Annotated in this window: 17 protein-coding genes; 2 read left to right on the top strand and 15 right to left on the bottom strand. The window is 70.8% G+C overall.

Features of this window, described 5'->3' with window-relative positions:
* Window positions 1–12: 12 nt before the first annotated feature.
* From ACFHW1_RS07135 to pepN, 4 genes are all read right to left on the bottom strand, one after another.
* Entirely contained in the window at window positions 13–642 is a 630-nt protein-coding gene (locus ACFHW1_RS07135; RefSeq protein ID WP_416615101.1) for a histidine phosphatase family protein, read from the bottom strand.
* Complete coding sequence (gene rsfS / locus ACFHW1_RS07130) at window positions 639–1,037, bottom strand: ribosome silencing factor (protein WP_123602988.1); 399 nt, start codon at window positions 1,035–1,037, stop codon at window positions 639–641. The genes ACFHW1_RS07135 and rsfS overlap by 4 nt, the downstream gene beginning before the upstream one ends.
* A 110-nt stretch (window positions 1,038–1,147) precedes the next feature.
* A complete protein-coding gene (gene nadD, locus ACFHW1_RS07125) occupies window positions 1,148–1,759 on the bottom strand; it encodes a nicotinate-nucleotide adenylyltransferase (RefSeq protein ID WP_416554351.1) in 612 nt (203 codons plus the stop codon).
* 101 nt (window positions 1,760–1,860) lie between these two features.
* Window positions 1,861–4,413, bottom strand: a complete 2,553-nt coding sequence (gene pepN, locus ACFHW1_RS07120; RefSeq protein ID WP_416615100.1) for an aminopeptidase N — start codon at window positions 4,411–4,413, stop codon at window positions 1,861–1,863.
* A gap of 126 nt (window positions 4,414–4,539) precedes the next feature.
* On the opposite strand from pepN, the gene ACFHW1_RS07115 reads away from it, so the two are divergent.
* Window positions 4,540–4,758, top strand: coding sequence for a DUF397 domain-containing protein (locus ACFHW1_RS07115; protein WP_278170686.1), 219 nt, complete (start codon window positions 4,540–4,542; stop codon window positions 4,756–4,758).
* A 150-nt stretch (window positions 4,759–4,908) separates the two neighbouring features.
* Here ACFHW1_RS07115 and ACFHW1_RS07110 read toward each other — a convergent pair whose 3' ends face one another.
* The 10 genes from ACFHW1_RS07110 to ACFHW1_RS07065 all read right to left on the bottom strand — a co-directional run bounded on the left by ACFHW1_RS07110 (window position 4,909) and on the right by ACFHW1_RS07065 (window position 15,068).
* Window positions 4,909–5,100: a helix-turn-helix transcriptional regulator gene (locus ACFHW1_RS07110; protein WP_416554561.1), complete on the bottom strand. Its 192-nt coding sequence runs from the start codon at window positions 5,098–5,100 to the stop codon at window positions 4,909–4,911.
* Between the two features lie 66 nt (window positions 5,101–5,166).
* Window positions 5,167–5,451: a hypothetical protein gene (locus ACFHW1_RS07105; RefSeq protein ID WP_416590543.1), complete on the bottom strand. Its 285-nt coding sequence runs from the start codon at window positions 5,449–5,451 to the stop codon at window positions 5,167–5,169.
* Between the two features lie 46 nt (window positions 5,452–5,497).
* Entirely contained in the window at window positions 5,498–5,902 is a 405-nt protein-coding gene (locus ACFHW1_RS07100) for a hypothetical protein (protein ID WP_416554345.1), read from the bottom strand.
* 74 nt (window positions 5,903–5,976) lie between these two features.
* On the bottom strand, window positions 5,977–6,438 hold the full coding sequence (locus ACFHW1_RS07095; RefSeq protein ID WP_416615099.1) for a GNAT family N-acetyltransferase: 462 nt from the start codon (window positions 6,436–6,438) through the stop codon (window positions 5,977–5,979).
* A gap of 114 nt (window positions 6,439–6,552) precedes the next feature.
* Window positions 6,553–7,986: a GTPase ObgE gene (gene obgE / locus ACFHW1_RS07090; RefSeq protein WP_416615097.1), complete on the bottom strand. Its 1,434-nt coding sequence runs from the start codon at window positions 7,984–7,986 to the stop codon at window positions 6,553–6,555.
* A 151-nt stretch (window positions 7,987–8,137) separates the two neighbouring features.
* Window positions 8,138–8,395 (bottom strand): 50S ribosomal protein L27, encoded by a 258-nt coding sequence (gene rpmA / locus ACFHW1_RS07085; RefSeq protein ID WP_416554339.1) that lies wholly within the window; start codon window positions 8,393–8,395, stop codon window positions 8,138–8,140.
* Window positions 8,396–8,404: 9 nt separating this feature from the next.
* Window positions 8,405–8,719: a 50S ribosomal protein L21 gene (gene rplU, locus ACFHW1_RS07080; RefSeq protein ID WP_123602998.1), complete on the bottom strand. Its 315-nt coding sequence runs from the start codon at window positions 8,717–8,719 to the stop codon at window positions 8,405–8,407.
* A 192-nt stretch (window positions 8,720–8,911) separates the two neighbouring features.
* Window positions 8,912–12,025: an Rne/Rng family ribonuclease gene (locus ACFHW1_RS07075; protein WP_416615095.1), complete on the bottom strand. Its 3,114-nt coding sequence runs from the start codon at window positions 12,023–12,025 to the stop codon at window positions 8,912–8,914.
* 143 nt (window positions 12,026–12,168) lie between these two features.
* Entirely contained in the window at window positions 12,169–12,924 is a 756-nt protein-coding gene (locus ACFHW1_RS07070) for a TIGR03936 family radical SAM-associated protein (RefSeq protein WP_416554559.1), read from the bottom strand.
* A 146-nt stretch (window positions 12,925–13,070) separates the two neighbouring features.
* Entirely contained in the window at window positions 13,071–15,068 is a 1,998-nt protein-coding gene (locus ACFHW1_RS07065) for a TIGR03960 family B12-binding radical SAM protein (protein ID WP_416554335.1), read from the bottom strand.
* Window positions 15,069–15,186: 118 nt separating this feature from the next.
* Here ACFHW1_RS07065 and ACFHW1_RS07060 point away from each other — a divergent pair, with 118 nt between their 5' ends.
* On the top strand, window positions 15,187–16,284 hold the full coding sequence (locus tag ACFHW1_RS07060; RefSeq protein ID WP_416554333.1) for a hypothetical protein: 1,098 nt from the start codon (window positions 15,187–15,189) through the stop codon (window positions 16,282–16,284).
* Between the two features lie 12 nt (window positions 16,285–16,296).
* Here ACFHW1_RS07060 and ACFHW1_RS07055 read toward each other — a convergent pair whose 3' ends face one another.
* Window positions 16,297–17,022 (bottom strand): lysophospholipid acyltransferase family protein, encoded by a 726-nt coding sequence (locus ACFHW1_RS07055; protein ID WP_416554331.1) that lies wholly within the window; start codon window positions 17,020–17,022, stop codon window positions 16,297–16,299.
* Window positions 17,023–17,086: the final 64 nt, after the last annotated feature.

The raw sequence follows: 17,086 nt of genomic DNA, 5'->3' as shown, positions 1-17,086 counted from the left end.
CCGGCTGCCGGGTCAGACCGGGGCGGGGATGTCCCGGGTGCTGCTCACCCCGACGTTGTGTGCCCGCAGTTGCCAGCCACGCGACTCGTCGTACCGCAGCTCGGTCCAGTGGCAGTTCTGCAGCGGCGCGACGGTACGCAGCACCGCGACCCCCCAGCCGAGCAGATGGCCACAGCCCTGCCGGGCCGCACCGCCGTGGGTGGCGACCACCACGGTCCCGCCCGGCGCCGCGTCAGCCGCGTCCTGCAACGCCTCCCCGACCCGTTTACCAAGGTCGTCGAGGCTCTCCACGGCACAGCCGGGCGACGGATCGCCGGCTCGCCAGCGGGCGTGCTCGGCGGGGAACCGTTCCGCGATGGTCGGCATGGTGAGCCCCTGCCAGAGCCCGTACTGCCGCTCCCGCAACCGGGGATCGGATCGGATCGGAAGGCCGGTGAGTGCCGCCAGGGCCGCTGCAGTGTCGGCGGCCCGCTGCAGGTCGCTGGCGACGATCGCGTTCGGTCGTAGCGCCGCGATCAGCGGCGCGGCGGCGGCGGCTTGGGTCCGGCCGAGGTCGTTGAGCGCGGTGTCGGTCTGGCCCTGCACCCGGTCGCCGGCGTTCCAGTCGGTGTTGCCGTGCCGCCAGACGATCAATCGGGTCACTCGGTGGCCCCGGCTTCGGCCTCGACCAGGTCGCGGTCGACGAACGGGATGACCGGACAGTCCTTCCAGAGCCGGTCGAGGGCGTAGAACTCGCGTTCCTCGGTGTGCTGGACGTGTACCACGATGTCGTTGAAGTCGAGCAGCACCCACCGGCCGGCACGGTCGCCTTCACGCCGGATCGGCTTGGCCTTGTCCGGCAGCCGGACCAGGCTCTCCTCGATGGCATCGACGACGGCCAGCACCTGGCGCTCGTTGGGCGCCGAGGCGAGCACGAAGGCGTCGGTGATCGCCATCCGGTCGGCCACGTCGATGACGACGATGTCCTGCGCCTTCTTGTCGGCGGCGGCCTGGGCGGCCGTCAGGGCCAGCTCCCGCGCGCGCTCTGAGGCGCTCATCGGATCACCTCGACAACACTCCTTCAGCTAGACAGCTTCGCTGCTCTAGCCTCTCACACTCGACCAGCCAGGAAATGCGGATATAACACCCAAATTATGACACCGAGGAGTCATCCCCCCGAAGATTCCGTCTCATACAGCCGACGTTTGGCGATGTACTGCACCACCCCGTCCGGCACGAGGTACCACAGCGGTTTGCCGGCAGCCACCCGCGCCCGGCACTCGGTCGACGAGATCGCCATCGCCGGCACCTCGACCAGGGACACCGTGTCGGCCGGCAGGTGTTCGGCGGACAACTCGAACCCAGGCCGGGTCACCCCGATGAAGTGGGCCAGCTCGAACATCGTATCTGTGTCCTTCCAGGACAGGATCTTCTCCAGGGCGTCCGCGCCGGTGATGAAGAACAGCTGCGCCTTCGGCCCGTACACCGAGTGCAGGTCGCGCAACGTGTCGACGGTGTACGTCGGGCCGGGCCGGTCGATGTCCGCCCGGCTCACCTGGAACGTCGGGTTCGACGCGGTCGCGATCACGGTCATCAGATACCGGTCCTCGGCCGGAGTGACGGTCAGCCCGGCCTTCTCCCACGGATCCCCGGTCGGCACGAATACCACCTCGTCGAGCGCGAAACGCTCGGCCACCTCGCTCGCCGCGACCAGGTGACCCTGGTGGATCGGATCGAAGGTGCCGCCCATGATGCCGACCCGACGGATGCCATCGTCCATCGACGAATCGTATGCCGATGATCCACCCACCCGGGCTGTCGCGTGGCGTAGGCAACACTTTCGGGGGGCTGCTCCCGCTTTGCGCCTACGGCGATCCCCGCCTACGCGGGTCCTGCACCGGCACCGGCTGCGTACCGACGTCGGGCGGCCAACGCCCGGTCCAGTTCGTCGGTGGCGTCGGTTACCACCCGGCGCAGCCCGGCGGTGAGATCGTCGCGGGCCAGCATCGCGGTCGCCGCCGCCCGGGTCCGCTCGCTCACCGCGAACTGTGGAAAGGCCGATTCCGCCACCCGGTCGGCGAGCCACGCCGTACGGCGCCGGGTCGCCGCCGGCAGATCGGCGAAGTACCGGTCGACGTACGGCGCCGTCAGCTCGGTCTGTTCCGGCTGCCAGAACCCTTCCGCGTACGCCTCGACGAGACGGTTGGACAGCCTGGTATCGGTCACGATCGTCTGCCAGGCACGCTCCTTGGCGGCCGGGTCCGGCACCGCCGCACGGCACTTCGCGGCCCACTGCTCACCGGCCGCGCTGCGGTCCCGGCCGGCCTCGTCGTCGATCTCGGTCACGCCGACACCGCCGCACGCTGCCAGCCGGTAGAGCAGCAGCCAGCGCAGGTCGGCGTCGACCGCCAACCCGGCCGGCACCACCCGCCCCGTCAACCACCCGCGCAACCAGTCCACGTCCCCGCTGGCGGTGATCGCCCCCCGGGCAGCGGCCAACTGGACCGACGTTCCGGGCCCGGCCACGGCCAGCAGCCGGGCGCAGGCGGCACCGAGCCGGGATCGCAGCACCGGACGGTCCACCGGATGCGCGTACCGGTCGATCACCGACCGGCTCAGCCGCAGCACGTCCCCGATGACCACCACCACGGTCTCGGTCGGCAGGGTCAGCTCGATCAGCGCCGCCAGGTCGGCGACCGGCTGCTGCGCGTCACGTACCGCGTCCAGGGTCGCGGTCCACGACACCGCCCGGGCCAGCGGTTCGGTCATTCCGGGCAGCATCGCCGGCAGCGCGGCCGCCGACGCCGGGTCGAACCGTGCCTTGGCGTACGTAAGGTCACCGTCGTTGACCAGCAGCAGGTCGGCCGCCGGCTCACCGACCAGCGCCGGCACCAGGGTCCGCCCGCCGTCGACGTCCGGGGCCAGGTCCACCGCCAGCCAGCGCCGCCGCACCGACACTCGCCGGTCCCCGGTCGCCTCGGCGTCGAACAACCCCAGCCCGATCCGGTGCGGACGCAGCACCGGATGGCGCTGCGGTGCGGTCTGGATCAGGGCGACCTCCCGGTATCGACCGGCCTCGTCGACGACCGTCTCGGCCCGGATCGTGTTCACCTGCGCCTGCCGCAGCCACCGTTCCGCCCAGCCGGACAGGTCCCGGCCGCTCGCCGCAGTCAACGCGTCGAGCAGGTCGGCCAGCGTGGCGTTGCCGAACCGGTGGGCGGCGAAATGCGCCCGCAGCCCGGCCAGCAACGGCTCGTCGCCCAGCCAGGCCACCAACTGGCGCAGCACCGACGCGCCCTTGGCGTACGAGATGCCGTCGAAGTTGAGCAACGCCCGCTCGGCGTCGGCGACCTCCTCCGGCGCCACCGGATGGGTCGACGGGCGCTGGTCCGCGGCGTACCCCCAGGATTTGTAGAGGATGCCGAAAGTCGTCCAGGCGTCGGTGAACCGGGTCGCCTCGGCGGTCACCCGCACCCCGAGGTACTCGGCGAACGACTCGTTCAGCCACAGGTCGTCCCACCACCGCATGGTGACCAGGTCGCCGAACCACATGTGGGCCATCTCGTGAGCGATGGTGGTGGCCCGCCGCTCGCGTTCGCTGTCGGTGACCGCCGATCGGAAGATGTGGTCGTCGCGGAAGGTCACCAGGCCCGGGTTCTCCATCGCGCCGGCGTTGAACTCGGGCACGAACGCCTGACCGTAGCCGCCGAACGGATACCGCACGTCGAACAGCTCGTGGAACCGGTCCAGGCACTGCCGGGTGATCGTGAAGATCTCCTCGGCATCGACGTCCAGGTGCGGGCCGAGCGAACGCCGGCAGTACAGCGCCAGCGGGACGCCGTCGTGCTCGGCGTGGCGGGCGTGGTACGGCCCGGCGATCAGGGTCACGAGGTACGTCGCCAGCGGCACCGTTGGCGCGAACTCCCAGCGCCCGTCCACCGGCGCGCCGACCGGCTGGCCGTTGCCGGCCACCGTCCACTGCGGCGGCGCGGTGACCCGTAGCCGTACGGGTGCCTTCAGGTCTGGCTGGTCGAAGCAGGCGAAGATGCGCGGCGCGTCGTCCAGGAACGACATGGCATACAGGTACGTCTCACCGTCGGCCGGGTCGACGAAGCGGTGCAGCCCCTGCCCAGAGTTGGAGTACGCCATCCGCGCCTCGACGGTCAGCGTGTTACGCCCGGCGAGCCCGGTCAGCGGCACCCGGTTGTCGTCGAGGCCCGCCGGATCCAGGTCGACGTCGTTGAGCCGTACCCGGGTCAGTTTCGCCGGGGCGACCTCGACGAACGTCGCGGCTCCCGGCGCGGCCCGGAACTCGATCACGCTGGTCGAACCGAACTCGGTGTCACCGATGGTCAGGTCGAGGTCGATCGTGTACGACTCGACGGTGATCGCCTCGGCGCGCTCGGCCGCCTCGACGCGGGTCAGGCTCGGCATCAGACCATCCTGCCGCACCCGCCCGGGGCGGCGGGCGTTAACCTGTGCCGGTAACCGGGCGTGTACCGCCCGACAGGTCCCGCGTGTGTTCCCCAGTATGTGTTTCCAGTATCGAAGGAGTCGACGATGGCGCAGCACCCCAAGGGCGATTTCGACCTGTCGCGGGCGGTGTGGCAGCGGGCCGAGGGCGACGCGTCCGAGGGCGCAGTCGAGATCGCGTTCGTCGACGACCTGATCGGGATGCGTAACTCGGCCGAGCCGGACGGTCCGATCCTGGTCTTCACCCAGGCCGAGTGGGACGCGTTCGTCGCCGGCGCCCAGGACGGCGAGTTCGACCTGGATTGACTCGACGGTTGCGACGGCCCGGGGCAGGAGCGCGGTCAGCCGCCACTGTGCGGCCGCTTTGTCGCCAGCCGAGTCAGCCGACCTGATCGCACAGGTGGCCAAGAGCATCGGCTAACCGGGAGTGCGTGACAGTGGACCACATTGAGTTGGTCAGGGCCCACGGGTAGTCAGCTTCGCTGAGTCGTTCCGCTGGATGGTCGCCGAGTATCTGGGACCGGTCCGCCGGGCCGGGCAGGGCCTGCGGCGCTCAGATCGTAACGACGGCGAGTGCTTCCCCTGCTCGATGGCGATGACGGTCTGTCGGGGCACGCCGAGCCGTTTGGCCAGCTCGGCCTGGGTCATCTCACCGTTGGCGAACCGTAGGGCGGCCCGGATCGAATTGGTCACCCTGGTCGGTCTGCCCACCTGTCACCACCCCCGGCGATACGCGACGATCTTGACGATCGCGCCGACCGACATCGACACCACGAACACCGCGTAGATGGCGTTGGCGATCCAGAAGAGGTCGAGCTCGGCCAGGGTCAGCCCGAGCGGCAGTACCATCCCGGTCGAGAGGATCAGCCCGGCGACGTAGTCGCCCCGGCGGTTGATGTCCTTGTCGCGGACGTCGATCTGGTACGTCTCGCTGGGTGCCGCCATCTCCACCACGATCCGTACCACCATCGCCGCGACGATGGCGACAATCTTTGACACTCCTGGACTGAGAGACACCGGCTGCAGCAGGCGGGTCGGGCCAGGACTACAGCGCGTCGTCGAGCAGGATGCGCCGCTGGTCGGTCGGCGTCACCAGGTGTACGCCGAGCAGCCGCACGCCGGCCTGCCCGCACACGTGGTACGCGGTGTGGAACCAGAGCCGGTCCGGGTCGCCGACCGCGCTCGAACCGGACCGGGTGAGCACCACCAGCATCGAGCCGTCACCCGCCCGCTCCGCGAGCGCGTTGGCGAAGATCCCGACCGCCTGGGCGCAGTCGTCCGGGTCGAGCCGCGCCGGCAGGTCGTCGACCGGACAGTGGACCTGAACGCGGTCCTCCTCGTCACAGAGAACGAACCGCACCCCGCGCCGACCCCGCTCCCACCGCTCAATCGCCGCAGCGAGATGAGCATCGATAGCCTCGGGGCTGTCCAGAACCGGCGAATCGCTCATGACCCGACATCGTCCACCATTCGCCCGGGATCGGCCACCCCGTCCGCTTCGCCGGGCAGCATGAGCCAGGACGGTCAGGCCGCAGCGACCGGAATCCGCTTTTCAAAGCAGACGCTGTACGGATTGCCGACGTACTCGCCGTAAACCGGGATCCGGGCGTAGCCTGCCGACGCGTACAGGTGCAGCGCCACCGGCAGGTAGCTGCCGGTCTCCAGTCGGAAGACGGTGTGCCCGGCCGCGTACGCCGACTCCTCCAGCGCGGTCAGCAAGTGCCGTGCGATCCCCCGGCCCCGGTAGGCCAGCCGTACGTACACATGTCTGATCTCGGCGGTCTGCGCGTCCAGCGCCTGGACGGCACCACAGGCGACCGCCCGCCCGTCCAGCACGCACACCAGATACCGGGCGTCGTCGTGCACCGGGAACCCGACCGGGTCGACCGGTCGGCCGGCACGCTCCGCCTCAGCCAGCTCGCGCTGCTGGGTCATGATCAGGGCGGCGACCTCCGGGTCGGTAGGCAGACGGCGCTCGATCAACACTCAGTCACAATAGACAAGACGCGTTTCCCGAAGGTTTCGTCCAGTTGGCCGGGATCAGGCCTGATTCCGACAACCCGACGTTCACCTGCCACCCACCCACTTGGTAACAGTCAGTTACCTCGATACGTCCGGGTCGTCCTCGACCGGCCGCTGCCGGCGGGCCGTGCGGTCCGCCAGCCGCTGCGCGGCGCTGGCCCGGCTCGACTGCTCCTCCAGCCGGACGTCTGTGCCACGGGAGCTCGGCACATACTCGACGTCAGCGAAGTGGCTCGGCTGCCAGTCGAACTCCCACGAGCCAATTCGCACCAACGCACCCGGCTCGGCGCCCGCCTTGGCCAACGCGTCCTCCACGCCCAGCCGGGCCAGCCGATCGGCGAGGAAGCCGACCGCCTCGTCGTTGTCGAAGTTGGTCTGCCGTACCCAGCGTTCCGGGCGGGATCCCCGGACCCGGTACCCGCCGTCGGCGGCCGGCTCGACGGTGAATCCGGCGTCGTCGACGGCCGCCGGCCGCAGCACGATCCGAGTCGGCTCCAGCTCCGGGGCGGCCGCACGAGCGGCGGCGACCAGTTCCGCCAGTGCGTAGGTCAGCTCCCGCAGCCCTTCCCGGGTCGCCGTACTGACCTCGAACGCCCGCAGCCCGCGCGCCGTCAGGTCGTCTCGGACCAGCTCGGCCATCGCCCTGCCGTCCGGTACGTCGATCTTGTTCAGCACCACCAGCCGTGGACGGTCCGCCAGACCGCCGTACGCGGCCAGCTCCGCCTCGATCGCGTCGATGTCGGCCAGCGGGTCCCGCCCAGGTTCCAGAGTCGCCGTGTCGACCACATGGGCCAGCACGGCACACCGCTCGATGTGCCGCAGGAACTCCAGACCGAGGCCCTTGCCGGTGGCCGCACCGGGAATGAGCCCGGGTACGTCGGCGACGGTGAAGGTGTGCTCGTCGGCCCGGACCACCCCGAGGTTGGGCACCAGTGTGGTGAACGGGTAGTCAGCGATCCTCGGCCGCGCCGCCGAGATCACCGAGATCAGCGACGACTTGCCGGCCGAGGGAAAACCGACCAGACCCACGTCGGCGACGCTCTTGAGCTCCAGTACGACGTCAAGCTGCTCGCCCGGCTCGCCCAACTCAGCGAAGCCAGGGGCCTTGCGCCGGGCGCTGGCCAACGCGGCGTTGCCCCGGCCGCCCCGGCCACCCCGGGCGATCTCCAGGCTGGTGCCGGCGCCGACCAGATCGGCCAGCACTTCGCCGTCGAGACCCTGCACACTCGTCCCGTTCGGCACCTTGAGCACCAGATCGGCACCTTTGGCACCGTCCCGGTTGCCGCCCGCACCGCCCTTGCCGTTCTCCGCCTTGGCGTGCGGCCGGAAGTGGAAATCGAGCAGGGTGTGCACCTGCGGGTCGACGACCAGGGTGACGCTGCCGCCATGCCCGCCGTTGCCGCCGTCCGGTCCACCGAACGGCTTGAACTTCTCGCGGTGGATCGAGACGCAGCCGTGCCCACCGTTGCCCGCCAGCACATGCAGTACAACCCGGTCGACGAAGGTCGTCACGGCCCTATCCTCTCCACTGCCGCCGGAGGGACCGGCGGACACGACAGAGCGGGCTGGGACCTCTGGTCCGCAGCCCGCTCGTCAGGTTGCTCGACAAGCGTCAGCCAGCAACGCCAGGGCGCCTGCCGGCGGCGGCGCTGTACGGCAGATGCTACTGCGCCGGCGGCACGATGTTTACCGTCTTGCGACCGCGCTTGGTGCCGAACTGCACCGAGCCGGTGGCCAGCGCGAACAGCGTGTCGTCGCCGCCCCGGCCAACCAGGTCACCCGGGTGGAACTTGGTGCCGCGCTGACGGATCAGGATCTCGCCGGCACTGACGACCTGACCACCGAACCGCTTCACACCGAGACGCTTGGCCTCGGAGTCACGGCCGTTCCGCGAGCTGGACGCGCCCTTTTTGTGAGCCATGGCTGGTGCCTACTTCCCGTTCGAGATGCCGGTCACCTTGACCTGGGTCAGCGGCTGACGGTGACCCTGGCGCTTGTGGTAGCCGGTCTTGTTCTTGAACTTGTGGATCCGAATCTTCGGACCCTTGGTCTGCGCGGCGATCTCGCCGGTCACAGCGACCTGGGCAAGCTTGGTCGCGTCGGTCACCAGGTCGTCGCCATCGACGAGGAGCACCGCGGGAAGCGTCACCGCGTCACCGGGGGCGCCGGTGATCTTCTCGACCTCGATCACGTCGCCCTCGGCGACCTTGTACTGCTTGCCGCCGGTCTTGACGATCGCGTACATCGGACGCGGACTCCTGTCGTTTGTCGCTGGCGGATGGTGTTCGTGGCAGCTCGGTGGACCGTCGGCTACGCCGTAGGGAACGGACGCGGCGGTCTCGGACTGAGCAGTCACGGGCACGCGGGAACCTGGCGCACCGGGTGCGCCACCGGCAAGGGTACGCCATGCCGGTGGCAACCCTCAAATCGACCCCGGTCAGGGATGGGTCCGGCGGCGGGTGCCCCCGCTGCGACGGACCCGCCGCCGACCGCCGGCGGCGTGGTCGGCCGCGGACGCGTCCTGGTCATCGTCGTCATCGGCGAGGTCGGGATCGTCCGCCCCGGCCAGGCGGACCGGTGCCGCGCCGTTGCCGTTCTCGACCACCGGATCCACCTCGTAGCGGGACAGGTCGTAGCCCATCGTCTCGTCCTCGTCCTCCGCGGTCGGATCGACCAGCGGTTGCGCTGCCGCGACGGGAACTTTGATCACGCCGGTGGTGATCGGGGCAGCCTCGGCCTCGGCCGCAGCCTCGGCGACGCCGACGACCACCACGTCGGCCGGCTCATCCGGCTGGTCCGCCCCGGTCACAGCCGTTACCTCAGGGGTACCCGTGACGTCAGGCGCCGGGGAGGTGTCGTCCGCCGGTTGATTGGCCTTGCGGCCCCGGCGGCGACCGCCGCCGGCCGTCGCACCACCCGTACCGCCACCGCTGGCCGGAGCTGCGGCGACCGCCTTCGCCCGGTCCCCGGCCCCGGTCCCGCCCGACGAACGCGGCTTCTCCGGCACCGGCTCGGTGTGAATGATCAGCCCGCGGCCCTTGCAGCAGTCACAGGTCTCGCTGAACGCCTCCAGCAACCCGGCACCAATCCGCTTACGGGTCATCTGCACCAGACCCAGCGACGTGATCTCGGTGACCTGGTGCTTGGTGCGGTCCCGGCCCAGGCACTCGGTCAGCCGACGCAGCACCAGTTCCCGGTTCGACTCCAACACCATGTCGATGAAGTCGATCACCACGATGCCGCCGATGTCGCGCAGCCGTAGCTGGCGGACGATCTCCTCGGCTGCCTCCAGGTTGTTACGGGTGACCGTCTCCTCCAGGTTTCCGCCGGCGCCGGTGTACTTGCCGGTGTTCACGTCGATGACGGTCATCGCCTCGGTCCGGTCAATCACCAGGTGACCACCGGACGGCAGGAACACCTTGCGGTCCAGGCCCTTGAGGATCTGCTCGTCGATGCGCCGCTCGGCGAACACGTCCGCCACCGCAGCGTGCCGGCGCAGCCGAGCCAGCAGGTCCGGCGAGACGTGCGCGAGGTAGGACTCCACCATCTCGTACGCGGTGTCACCCTGCACGACCAGTTCGCGGAAGTCTTCGTTGAACAGGTCCCGGACCACCCTGATGACCAGGTCCGGCTCCTCGTAGAGCAGCGTCGGTGCGCCACCGGAACCCGCCTTTGCCTGGATGTCCTCCCACTGTGCCTGCAGTCGCTTGACGTCGCGGGACAGCTCGTCCTCGCTGGCGCCTTCGGCCGCGGTCCGCACGATGACCCCGGCGCCGTCGGGCACCAACTTTTTGAGGATGTCCCGGAGCCGCTTGCGTTCGGTGTCCGGCAGTTTGCGGCTGATCCCGGAGGCGTTGCCGTTCGGCACGTACACCAGATGCCGGCCGGAGAGCGCGACGTGACTGGTGAGCCGAGCGCCCTTGTGCCCGATCGGGTCCTTGGTGACCTGCACCAGCACCGAGTCACCGGAACGCAGCGCCTGCTCGATGGACCGGGACCGACCTTCCAGGCCGGTGGCGTCCCAGTTGACCTCACCGGCGTACAGCACCGCGTTGCGGCCACGCCCCACGTCAACGAAGGCGGCCTCCATGCTCGGCAGCACGTTCTGCACCTTGCCGAGGTAGACGTTGCCGGCCATGGTGCCCGACGAGGCCCGGGTGACGTAATGCTCGACCAGGACGCCGTCCTCCAGCACGGCGATCTGGGTCCGGTCACCGCGCTGGCGCACCACCATGTCCCGGTCGACGGCCTCCCGCCGGGCCAGGAACTCCGATTCACTGAGGATAGGCGGACGGGTCCGCCGCTGCTCACGACCGTCCCGACGGCGCTGCCGCTTGGCTTCCAAGCGGGTCGACCCAGTGACGCCCTGCACCTCGTCAACGGTCTTGCGCGGTTCACGGATCTTGACGACGGTCGGCACACCGTCCTCGGCGCCGGACTCGGCGTCGCCGGAGCCACGTCGGCGGCGCCGACGCCGCCGACGGGTCGTGGAGTCGCCGTCGGCGTCGGCGTCGGCGTCGTCGGCCGATCCCGCGTCAGCGGGCGCCTCGGTCTCGTCGCCGGTGTCGGCGTCGTCCTCCTCCGCGCCGCCCTTGCCGCGGCCCCGGCCCCGGCGGCCACGGCGCCGGCGGCGCCGGCCGGCAGGCGTGTCGTCGTCATCGTCGTCCGCGTCGGTGTCGGTGGTCGCCGCAGCGGGCTGCTCCTGCGGCGCCTCGGCTGCTTCGGTGACGGCCTCGGCCGTCGGCTCGCCGTCGGCGCTACGCCGGCCCCGCCGTCGGCGCCGCACCGGCTCGTCCTCGCCGGCCGCCTCAGCACCGTCGACGGCCCGGACAGCGGCCTCCGCTGCCGCCGGCTGGCCGGCGTCGGTGGCGACCGGCGGGCTTTTCGGATCGGGCGCCATGAACAGTACGACCGGTGGGCCGGCTGCCGCTCTGCGGCGGCGGGAAGGCGGCGCGGCGTCCGGCGCCGCAGCCGCGCCGTCGGTCGCCGAGCCGGGCTGGTCCACGGCGGCACCCGGTTCCGCGTCGGAGGCGGCGGTGGCCAGCGGCTCGGCTACCGGCGTCGCGGGACCGGCCGGCGGCGATGTGGCCAGTTGGGCAGCGGCTGCTCCCGGGGCGGGTTCACTCTCCTCGGCCGGCACCACGACGGCCGGCTCGGCCGCCTTCTTCCGCCGGGTCCGAGTGGTCTTCTTGACGGCCGGCTCGGCCGGCTCGGCCGGCTCCGCAGCGGAGTCGGCCGGCGGGCCGGCGTTGTCGGCCGGGCCACCCGTACCGGTGGTATCCGCGCCGGTGGTGTCCGCTGCCGTCGAACGGCGACGGCGGGTCCGCGACACCGCAGCCGGTTCACCGGTGGCTGGTGCCGGATCGGCCGAACCGCCGGTCGCGGCCGTATCGCCGCCGGTGGCCTCCGCCGCCGGCTCGGCGGCCGCCGCTGCGGCCTTGCTGGTCCGCCGCCGCGTCGTACGGGCGGTCGTGGATCGGGTCACATCAGCGGTGGCGCCGGCCGGTTCGGTACCGGTCCGGTCCCCGCCCTCGGGCTCGTTTTCGAGCATTGGACGTTCTCCAGTTCTGGCCGCCCCGGGCGCGGGTGAGCGCTGCCACGCAGGGTTGCCGCAAAAAGTGATCCGGCGGACGCGCCGCTGAGCTTCCGGCCCGGTGGGGCGAAAGACCCGGAGGCAGACCGCCGAAGTCTGGCTTACTGAGCGCCGGCCGGAACACGGCTGGCGTTCACCGATGGCTGCCCAGCTCGATCCGCCTCCAACGGATCGACGATCTCCCCCTGCGCGGTCAGTGTTCCCTGCGCTAGCCGGGTCACTCGGGGCGGCACCGGCGGCTCCAGGTCGGCCATGACGCGCAGGCCGGAGAGGACGTCATCGGGTCGTACCGACGGGGTGACCTGCCGGACGACTAGGTCGAGTATCGCACACGGCACCGAGCTGACCTCGGAAGGTAGGCCGCTGCCCGGACCGGCACCTGGTCCGTCGGTGTTGTCGGACCGGTCGACGACCAGAATCCGCACCACTGCGGCACGGGCGTCGAAGGTCCGTCGGCCCTGCTTGGTCAACCGCTCCACCAGCACCTCCTCGGCGGCGGCGAACGTCGCCACCGCCCGGCCGGCCGACTCCGGATCGACCTCGGGCAGCTCGATCCGCCACCGCGACGCGTCGATCCGGTCGGCCAGGCTGCCGCCGGTCGCCTCGACCGCCTCCAGCACGTCGAGACCGGACGACAGCGCGGCGTCGAGCGCCACCCGCAGCCGGTCGGGATCGACCTGCTGCTGCAGACCGATCTCCAAGTACTCGGCCTCGCTGGCGACACCGGTCGGGGCCGCGCTCGCGTAGGAGATCTTGGGGTGCGGGGTGAATCCCTGAGAGAAGGCGACCGGGACACCGCCCCGACGCAATGCCCGTTCAAACGCCCGGGCGAAGTCGCGGTGCGAGGTGAACCGCAGCGGGCCGCGCTTGGCGTACCGGATCCGGATCCGTTGCACGACCGGTGCCTGGCCGCCTGCCGGTTGTGGCTTCCTGCTGATCGTGATGCTCCTCGGAAGGGGTAGGGAACGTCGTCATCTTCACCCGGATGGGTGCGGCGCGCCAGTCAGCCCGCTGTCGGGGTCCGCAGGCCGGTGTTGACCGGCGTCAGCGGCAGCAGCTTCTGCCCAGTCGGACCGATCTGGATCTCAGTATCCATTGACGGACAGACACCGCAGTCGAAACAGGGCGTCCACCGGCAGTCATCCTGCTCGTACTCGCCCAACGCGTCCTGCCAGTCTTGCCAGAGCCAGTCCTTGTCCAGCCCGGAGTCCAGGTGATCCCAGGGCAGCACCTCGGTGGCGTCCCGGTCGCGGACCGTGAACCAGTCCAGGTCGATCCCGTACGCTGGCAGCGTGTCAGCGGCCGCGTCGACCCACCGCTGGTACGAGAAGTGCTCGCTCCAGCCGTCGAACCGGCCACCGGACTCCCAGACCCGGCGGATCACCGCGCCGACCCGCCGGTCACCGCGCGACAGCAGCCCTTCGATCAGCGACGGCTCACCATCGTGGTAGCGGTAGCCGATTGCCCGGCCAAGTGACCGGTCGGCGTTGATCGCCTGTTTGAGCAGCCGCAGCCGGTTGTCGATTACCTCCGGGCGCTGCATCGACGCCCACTGGAACGGGGTGTGCGGTTTGGGCACGAACCCACCGATCGACACGGTGCAACGGATGTCCTTGGAGCCGGTCGCCGCCCGGCCCGCCTTGATCACCTCGTGGGCGAGCCGGGCGATCTGCAACACGTCTTCGTCGGTCTCGGTGGGCAGCCCGCACATGAAGTAGAGCTTCACCTGACGCCAGCCGTTGGTGTACGCGGTCACCACCGTGCGGATCAGGTCCTCCTCCGAGACCATCTTGTTGATCACCCGGCGGATCCGTTCCGAGCCGCCCTCCGGGGCGAAGGTCAGCCCGGTACGCCGACCGTTGCGGGACAGCTCCTGCGCGAGCTCGATGTTGAACGCATCGACCCGTGTCGACGGCAACGACAGCGACACGTTGGTGCCCGCGTACTGCTCGGCCAGGCCGGAGCACATGTCGCCGATCTCCGAGTGGTCGGCCGAGGACAGCGACAACAGACCGACCTCGTGGAAACCGGAGTACTCCAGGCCGTCGGCGACCATCTGCCCGACCGTGGTGATGGACCGTTCCCGCACCGGACGGGTGATCATGCCAGCCTGGCAGAACCGGCAACCGCGCGTACAGCCGCGGAAGATCTCCACCGCGTAGCGTTCGTGGACCGTCTCGGCCAGCGGCACGATCGGCTTCTTCGGGTACGGCCAGGCGTCCAGGTCCATGGTGGTGCGCTTGTGCACCCGGAACGGCACATCCGCCCGGTTCGGCACCACCCGCTGAATCCGGCCGTCCGGCAGGTAGTCCACGTCGTAGAAGCGCGGCACGTAGATGCTCTCCGTACGGGCCAGCCGCAGCAGCAGCTCATCGCGCCCGCCCGGCGACCCTTCGGCCTTCCACTGCCGGACAATGCCGGTGATTTCCAGGACGGCCTCCTCGCCGTCGCCGAGCACCGCCGCGTCGATGAAGTCGGCGATCGGCTCCGGGTTGAACGCGGCGTGCCCACCGGCCAGCACCACCGGGTGTGAGTCGTCCCGGTCGGCGGCGGACAGCGGGATCCCGGCCAGGTCGATCGCGGTCAGCAGGTTCGTGTAGCCCAGCTCGGTGGCGAACGAGACACCGAAAACGTCGAAGTCGCCGACCGGCCGGTGCGCGTCGACGGTGAACTGCGGCACCCCGTGCGCCCGCATCAGCCGTTCCAGGTCCGGCCACACCGCGTAGGTCCGTTCGGCCAGCACATCGGGCTGCTCGTTGAGTACCTCGTACAGGATCTGCACGCCCTGGTTCGGCAGGCCGACCTCGTAGGCGTCCGGGTACATCAGCGCCCAACGCACCGCCGCGGCGTCCCAGTCCTTGGCCACCGCGCCGAGCTCGCCGCCGACATACTGGATCGGCTTGCTGACCTGAGGCAGCAGCGGCTCCAACCGGGGCCAGACCGACCTGGCCGTCGGGCCACCCACGGTCGCCGTCGGGGCAGCGCCTGCCGGGACACCCATCAAACCTCCTCCAAACCGCATCGGACACCGGATCAACCACCCAGAGTACGCGGGCGGAGCGGGCGTGCTGGCCGCACGGTACTAACCTCGAACGGGTCCGAGAGGAGATGCATCTGCGATGCGGCAGCCGCAACCGGATGAAGGTCCGATCACGGACCAGCCGGCCGGGGCGGGCGGGTCCGACCCGGCCACGTCACCGGCCCCGTGGCGGGGCTCGGCAGCGGTGCCGCCACCGCGGCCGCACCAGCGCTGGTGGCAGCGGGACGCCCCCCGGACGGAGCAACCACCACCCCGTGACCCCACCCTGCAGCTACCACCCGACGGGTTCGCCGAGGACGATCCGGCGACCCGCACCCCGGTCGACCCGTGGGCCGCCGCCGACCCCTGGCCGGCAGGTCAGTCGACCGGTCCACCCGACGAATGGCCCGGTGCCGGGGCGCCGACACCGGAACCGATGGCCTTCCCCCCGCCGGTGTCCCCACCCGCGCCCTCCTCGCCCCCGGACCCGCCGCCACCACCGGTCGCCGGCCCGCACCCACCACCACCGGTCGCCGGCCCGCACCCACCGAACCCGAGCCGGCTCCCGGTGACCCGACCGCCAGTCACCGGGCCGCCGGCGCCGACCGGGAAGGCGGCCCGTCGGCAGCGCCGACAACAACGCCGACGACGCTGGCCCTGGAAGACGACGCTGTTCACCCTGCTCACCGTCGCCTGCTGCTGTGGCTGCCCGGCCTACTACGGCAAGCCACTGTGGGACCAGTACCCGGCGAACGCCGCGCTCCCCGGGCAGGTCGCCGACCTGCGACTCAGCGACGACGGTTCCAGCCAGGAGACGGTCACCCGGTTGGAAGGTGAGATGCGCACCGCCCATCTGCTGGCCGAGGACACCTTCGCCGGGGTCTACCGGGACGGCAACGGCAAGCTCGTGGTGCTGTACGGCATCACCGGCTTCCGGATGACGCCAGGCAGCGACCTGGACAGCGAGGTCGGCCGGATCAGCGACGCGTACCAGATGGATGCCGTCGAGACGTTCGAGACCGGCGCCCGGGGCACCCACCTGAGCTGTGGAACCGGCGTCTCCGACGGCGACGACGTGGTGGTCTGCGCCTGGGCCGACCACGGCAGCCTCGGCACCGCGCTGTTCACCCGCCGGTCGGTCGAGGAGAGCGCGACGTTGACCGGGCAACTACGCGCCCAGGTGATCAGCCGGGAGTGACCCGGGAGCGGCTCAGCCGGCGGCGTCGCCGTTGCCGCTGCCCGGCTGGCCGTCGCCGGTCCTGGCCCCACCGGCGGTACGCGGTGGCGCGTACCGGGGCACGTACTCCTGGCCGGTGAGCTGCTGAATCTCGCTCATCACCTCGTCGGTGATCCGGCGCATCTCGGAGCGGTCATCGCCGCGTCCGGTGAAGTCGAGCGGCTTGCCGAACCGGACCGTGACCGCGCCCCGGCTCAGCTTCGGCCAGAGCGACCCGATCGGCTGGACCTGCGCGGTGCCGACGAACCCGACCGGGACGACCGGCACCCCGGCGGCCAGCGCCAGCCGGGCCACCCCGGTCCGGCCCCGGTACAGCCGCCCGTCCGGCGATCGGGTGCCCTCCGGGAAGACGGCCACCTGCCGGCCGGCCCGCAGCAGCGGGATCGCGCCGTCGAAGGCGCTCAGCGCCGCCCGCCCGCCGCCGCGTTCCACCCGGATCGCGCCGAGCCCGGTCACCAGGCCCTTGGTCAGCAGCCCACGGAATCCGGTGCCGTCGAAGTACTCGGCCTTGGCCCAGAACGCCACGTGCCGGGGCAGCACCGCGCCGAGGAAGTACTCGTCGGCGACGGACAGGTGGTTCGCGGCCAGGATCACTCCGCCGGTGGTGGGGACGTTCTCCCGCCCTTCCACCTTGGGCCGCCAGCCCAGCAGCAACGCTGGTCCGACAGTGACTTTGCCGATCGAATACAGCGGCGGCACGGATCCTCCGGCGACGGGACAGGCATGGGTGGGTCGGACAGACACGGTAACGGACGGGATCCCG

It is taken from the genome of Micromonospora sp. LOL_014, from assembly GCF_048060245.1.
Taxonomy (GTDB): Bacteria; Actinomycetota; Actinomycetes; order Mycobacteriales; family Micromonosporaceae; genus Micromonospora_E.
Note: the sequence above shows the minus strand (reverse complement) of the source record. Positions and strands in the feature narration are given on the sequence as shown.

What these genes read in the sequence shown, in the direction of transcription:
- rsfS (WP_123602988.1), bottom strand. Translation starts at nt 1,037, where the DNA reads ATGAGCGCCTCAGAGCGCGCGCGGGAGCTGGCCCTGACGGCCGCCCAG.
- nadD (WP_416554351.1), bottom strand. Translation starts at nt 1,759, where the DNA reads ATGGACGATGGCATCCGTCGGGTCGGCATCATGGGCGGCACCTTCGAT.
- pepN (WP_416615100.1), bottom strand. Translation starts at nt 4,413, where the DNA reads ATGCCGAGCCTGACCCGCGTCGAGGCGGCCGAGCGCGCCGAGGCGATC.
- ACFHW1_RS07115 (WP_278170686.1), top strand. Translation starts at nt 4,540, where the DNA reads ATGGCGCAGCACCCCAAGGGCGATTTCGACCTGTCGCGGGCGGTGTGG.
- ACFHW1_RS07110 (WP_416554561.1), bottom strand. Translation starts at nt 5,100, where the DNA reads ATGACCCAGGCCGAGCTGGCCAAACGGCTCGGCGTGCCCCGACAGACC.
- ACFHW1_RS07100 (WP_416554345.1), bottom strand. Translation starts at nt 5,902, where the DNA reads ATGAGCGATTCGCCGGTTCTGGACAGCCCCGAGGCTATCGATGCTCAT.
- rpmA (WP_416554339.1), bottom strand. Translation starts at nt 8,395, where the DNA reads ATGGCTCACAAAAAGGGCGCGTCCAGCTCGCGGAACGGCCGTGACTCC.
- rplU (WP_123602998.1), bottom strand. Translation starts at nt 8,719, where the DNA reads ATGTACGCGATCGTCAAGACCGGCGGCAAGCAGTACAAGGTCGCCGAG.
- ACFHW1_RS07075 (WP_416615095.1), bottom strand. Translation starts at nt 12,025, where the DNA reads ATGCTCGAAAACGAGCCCGAGGGCGGGGACCGGACCGGTACCGAACCG.
- ACFHW1_RS07065 (WP_416554335.1), bottom strand. Translation starts at nt 15,068, where the DNA reads ATGGGTGTCCCGGCAGGCGCTGCCCCGACGGCGACCGTGGGTGGCCCG.
- ACFHW1_RS07060 (WP_416554333.1), top strand. Translation starts at nt 15,187, where the DNA reads ATGCGGCAGCCGCAACCGGATGAAGGTCCGATCACGGACCAGCCGGCC.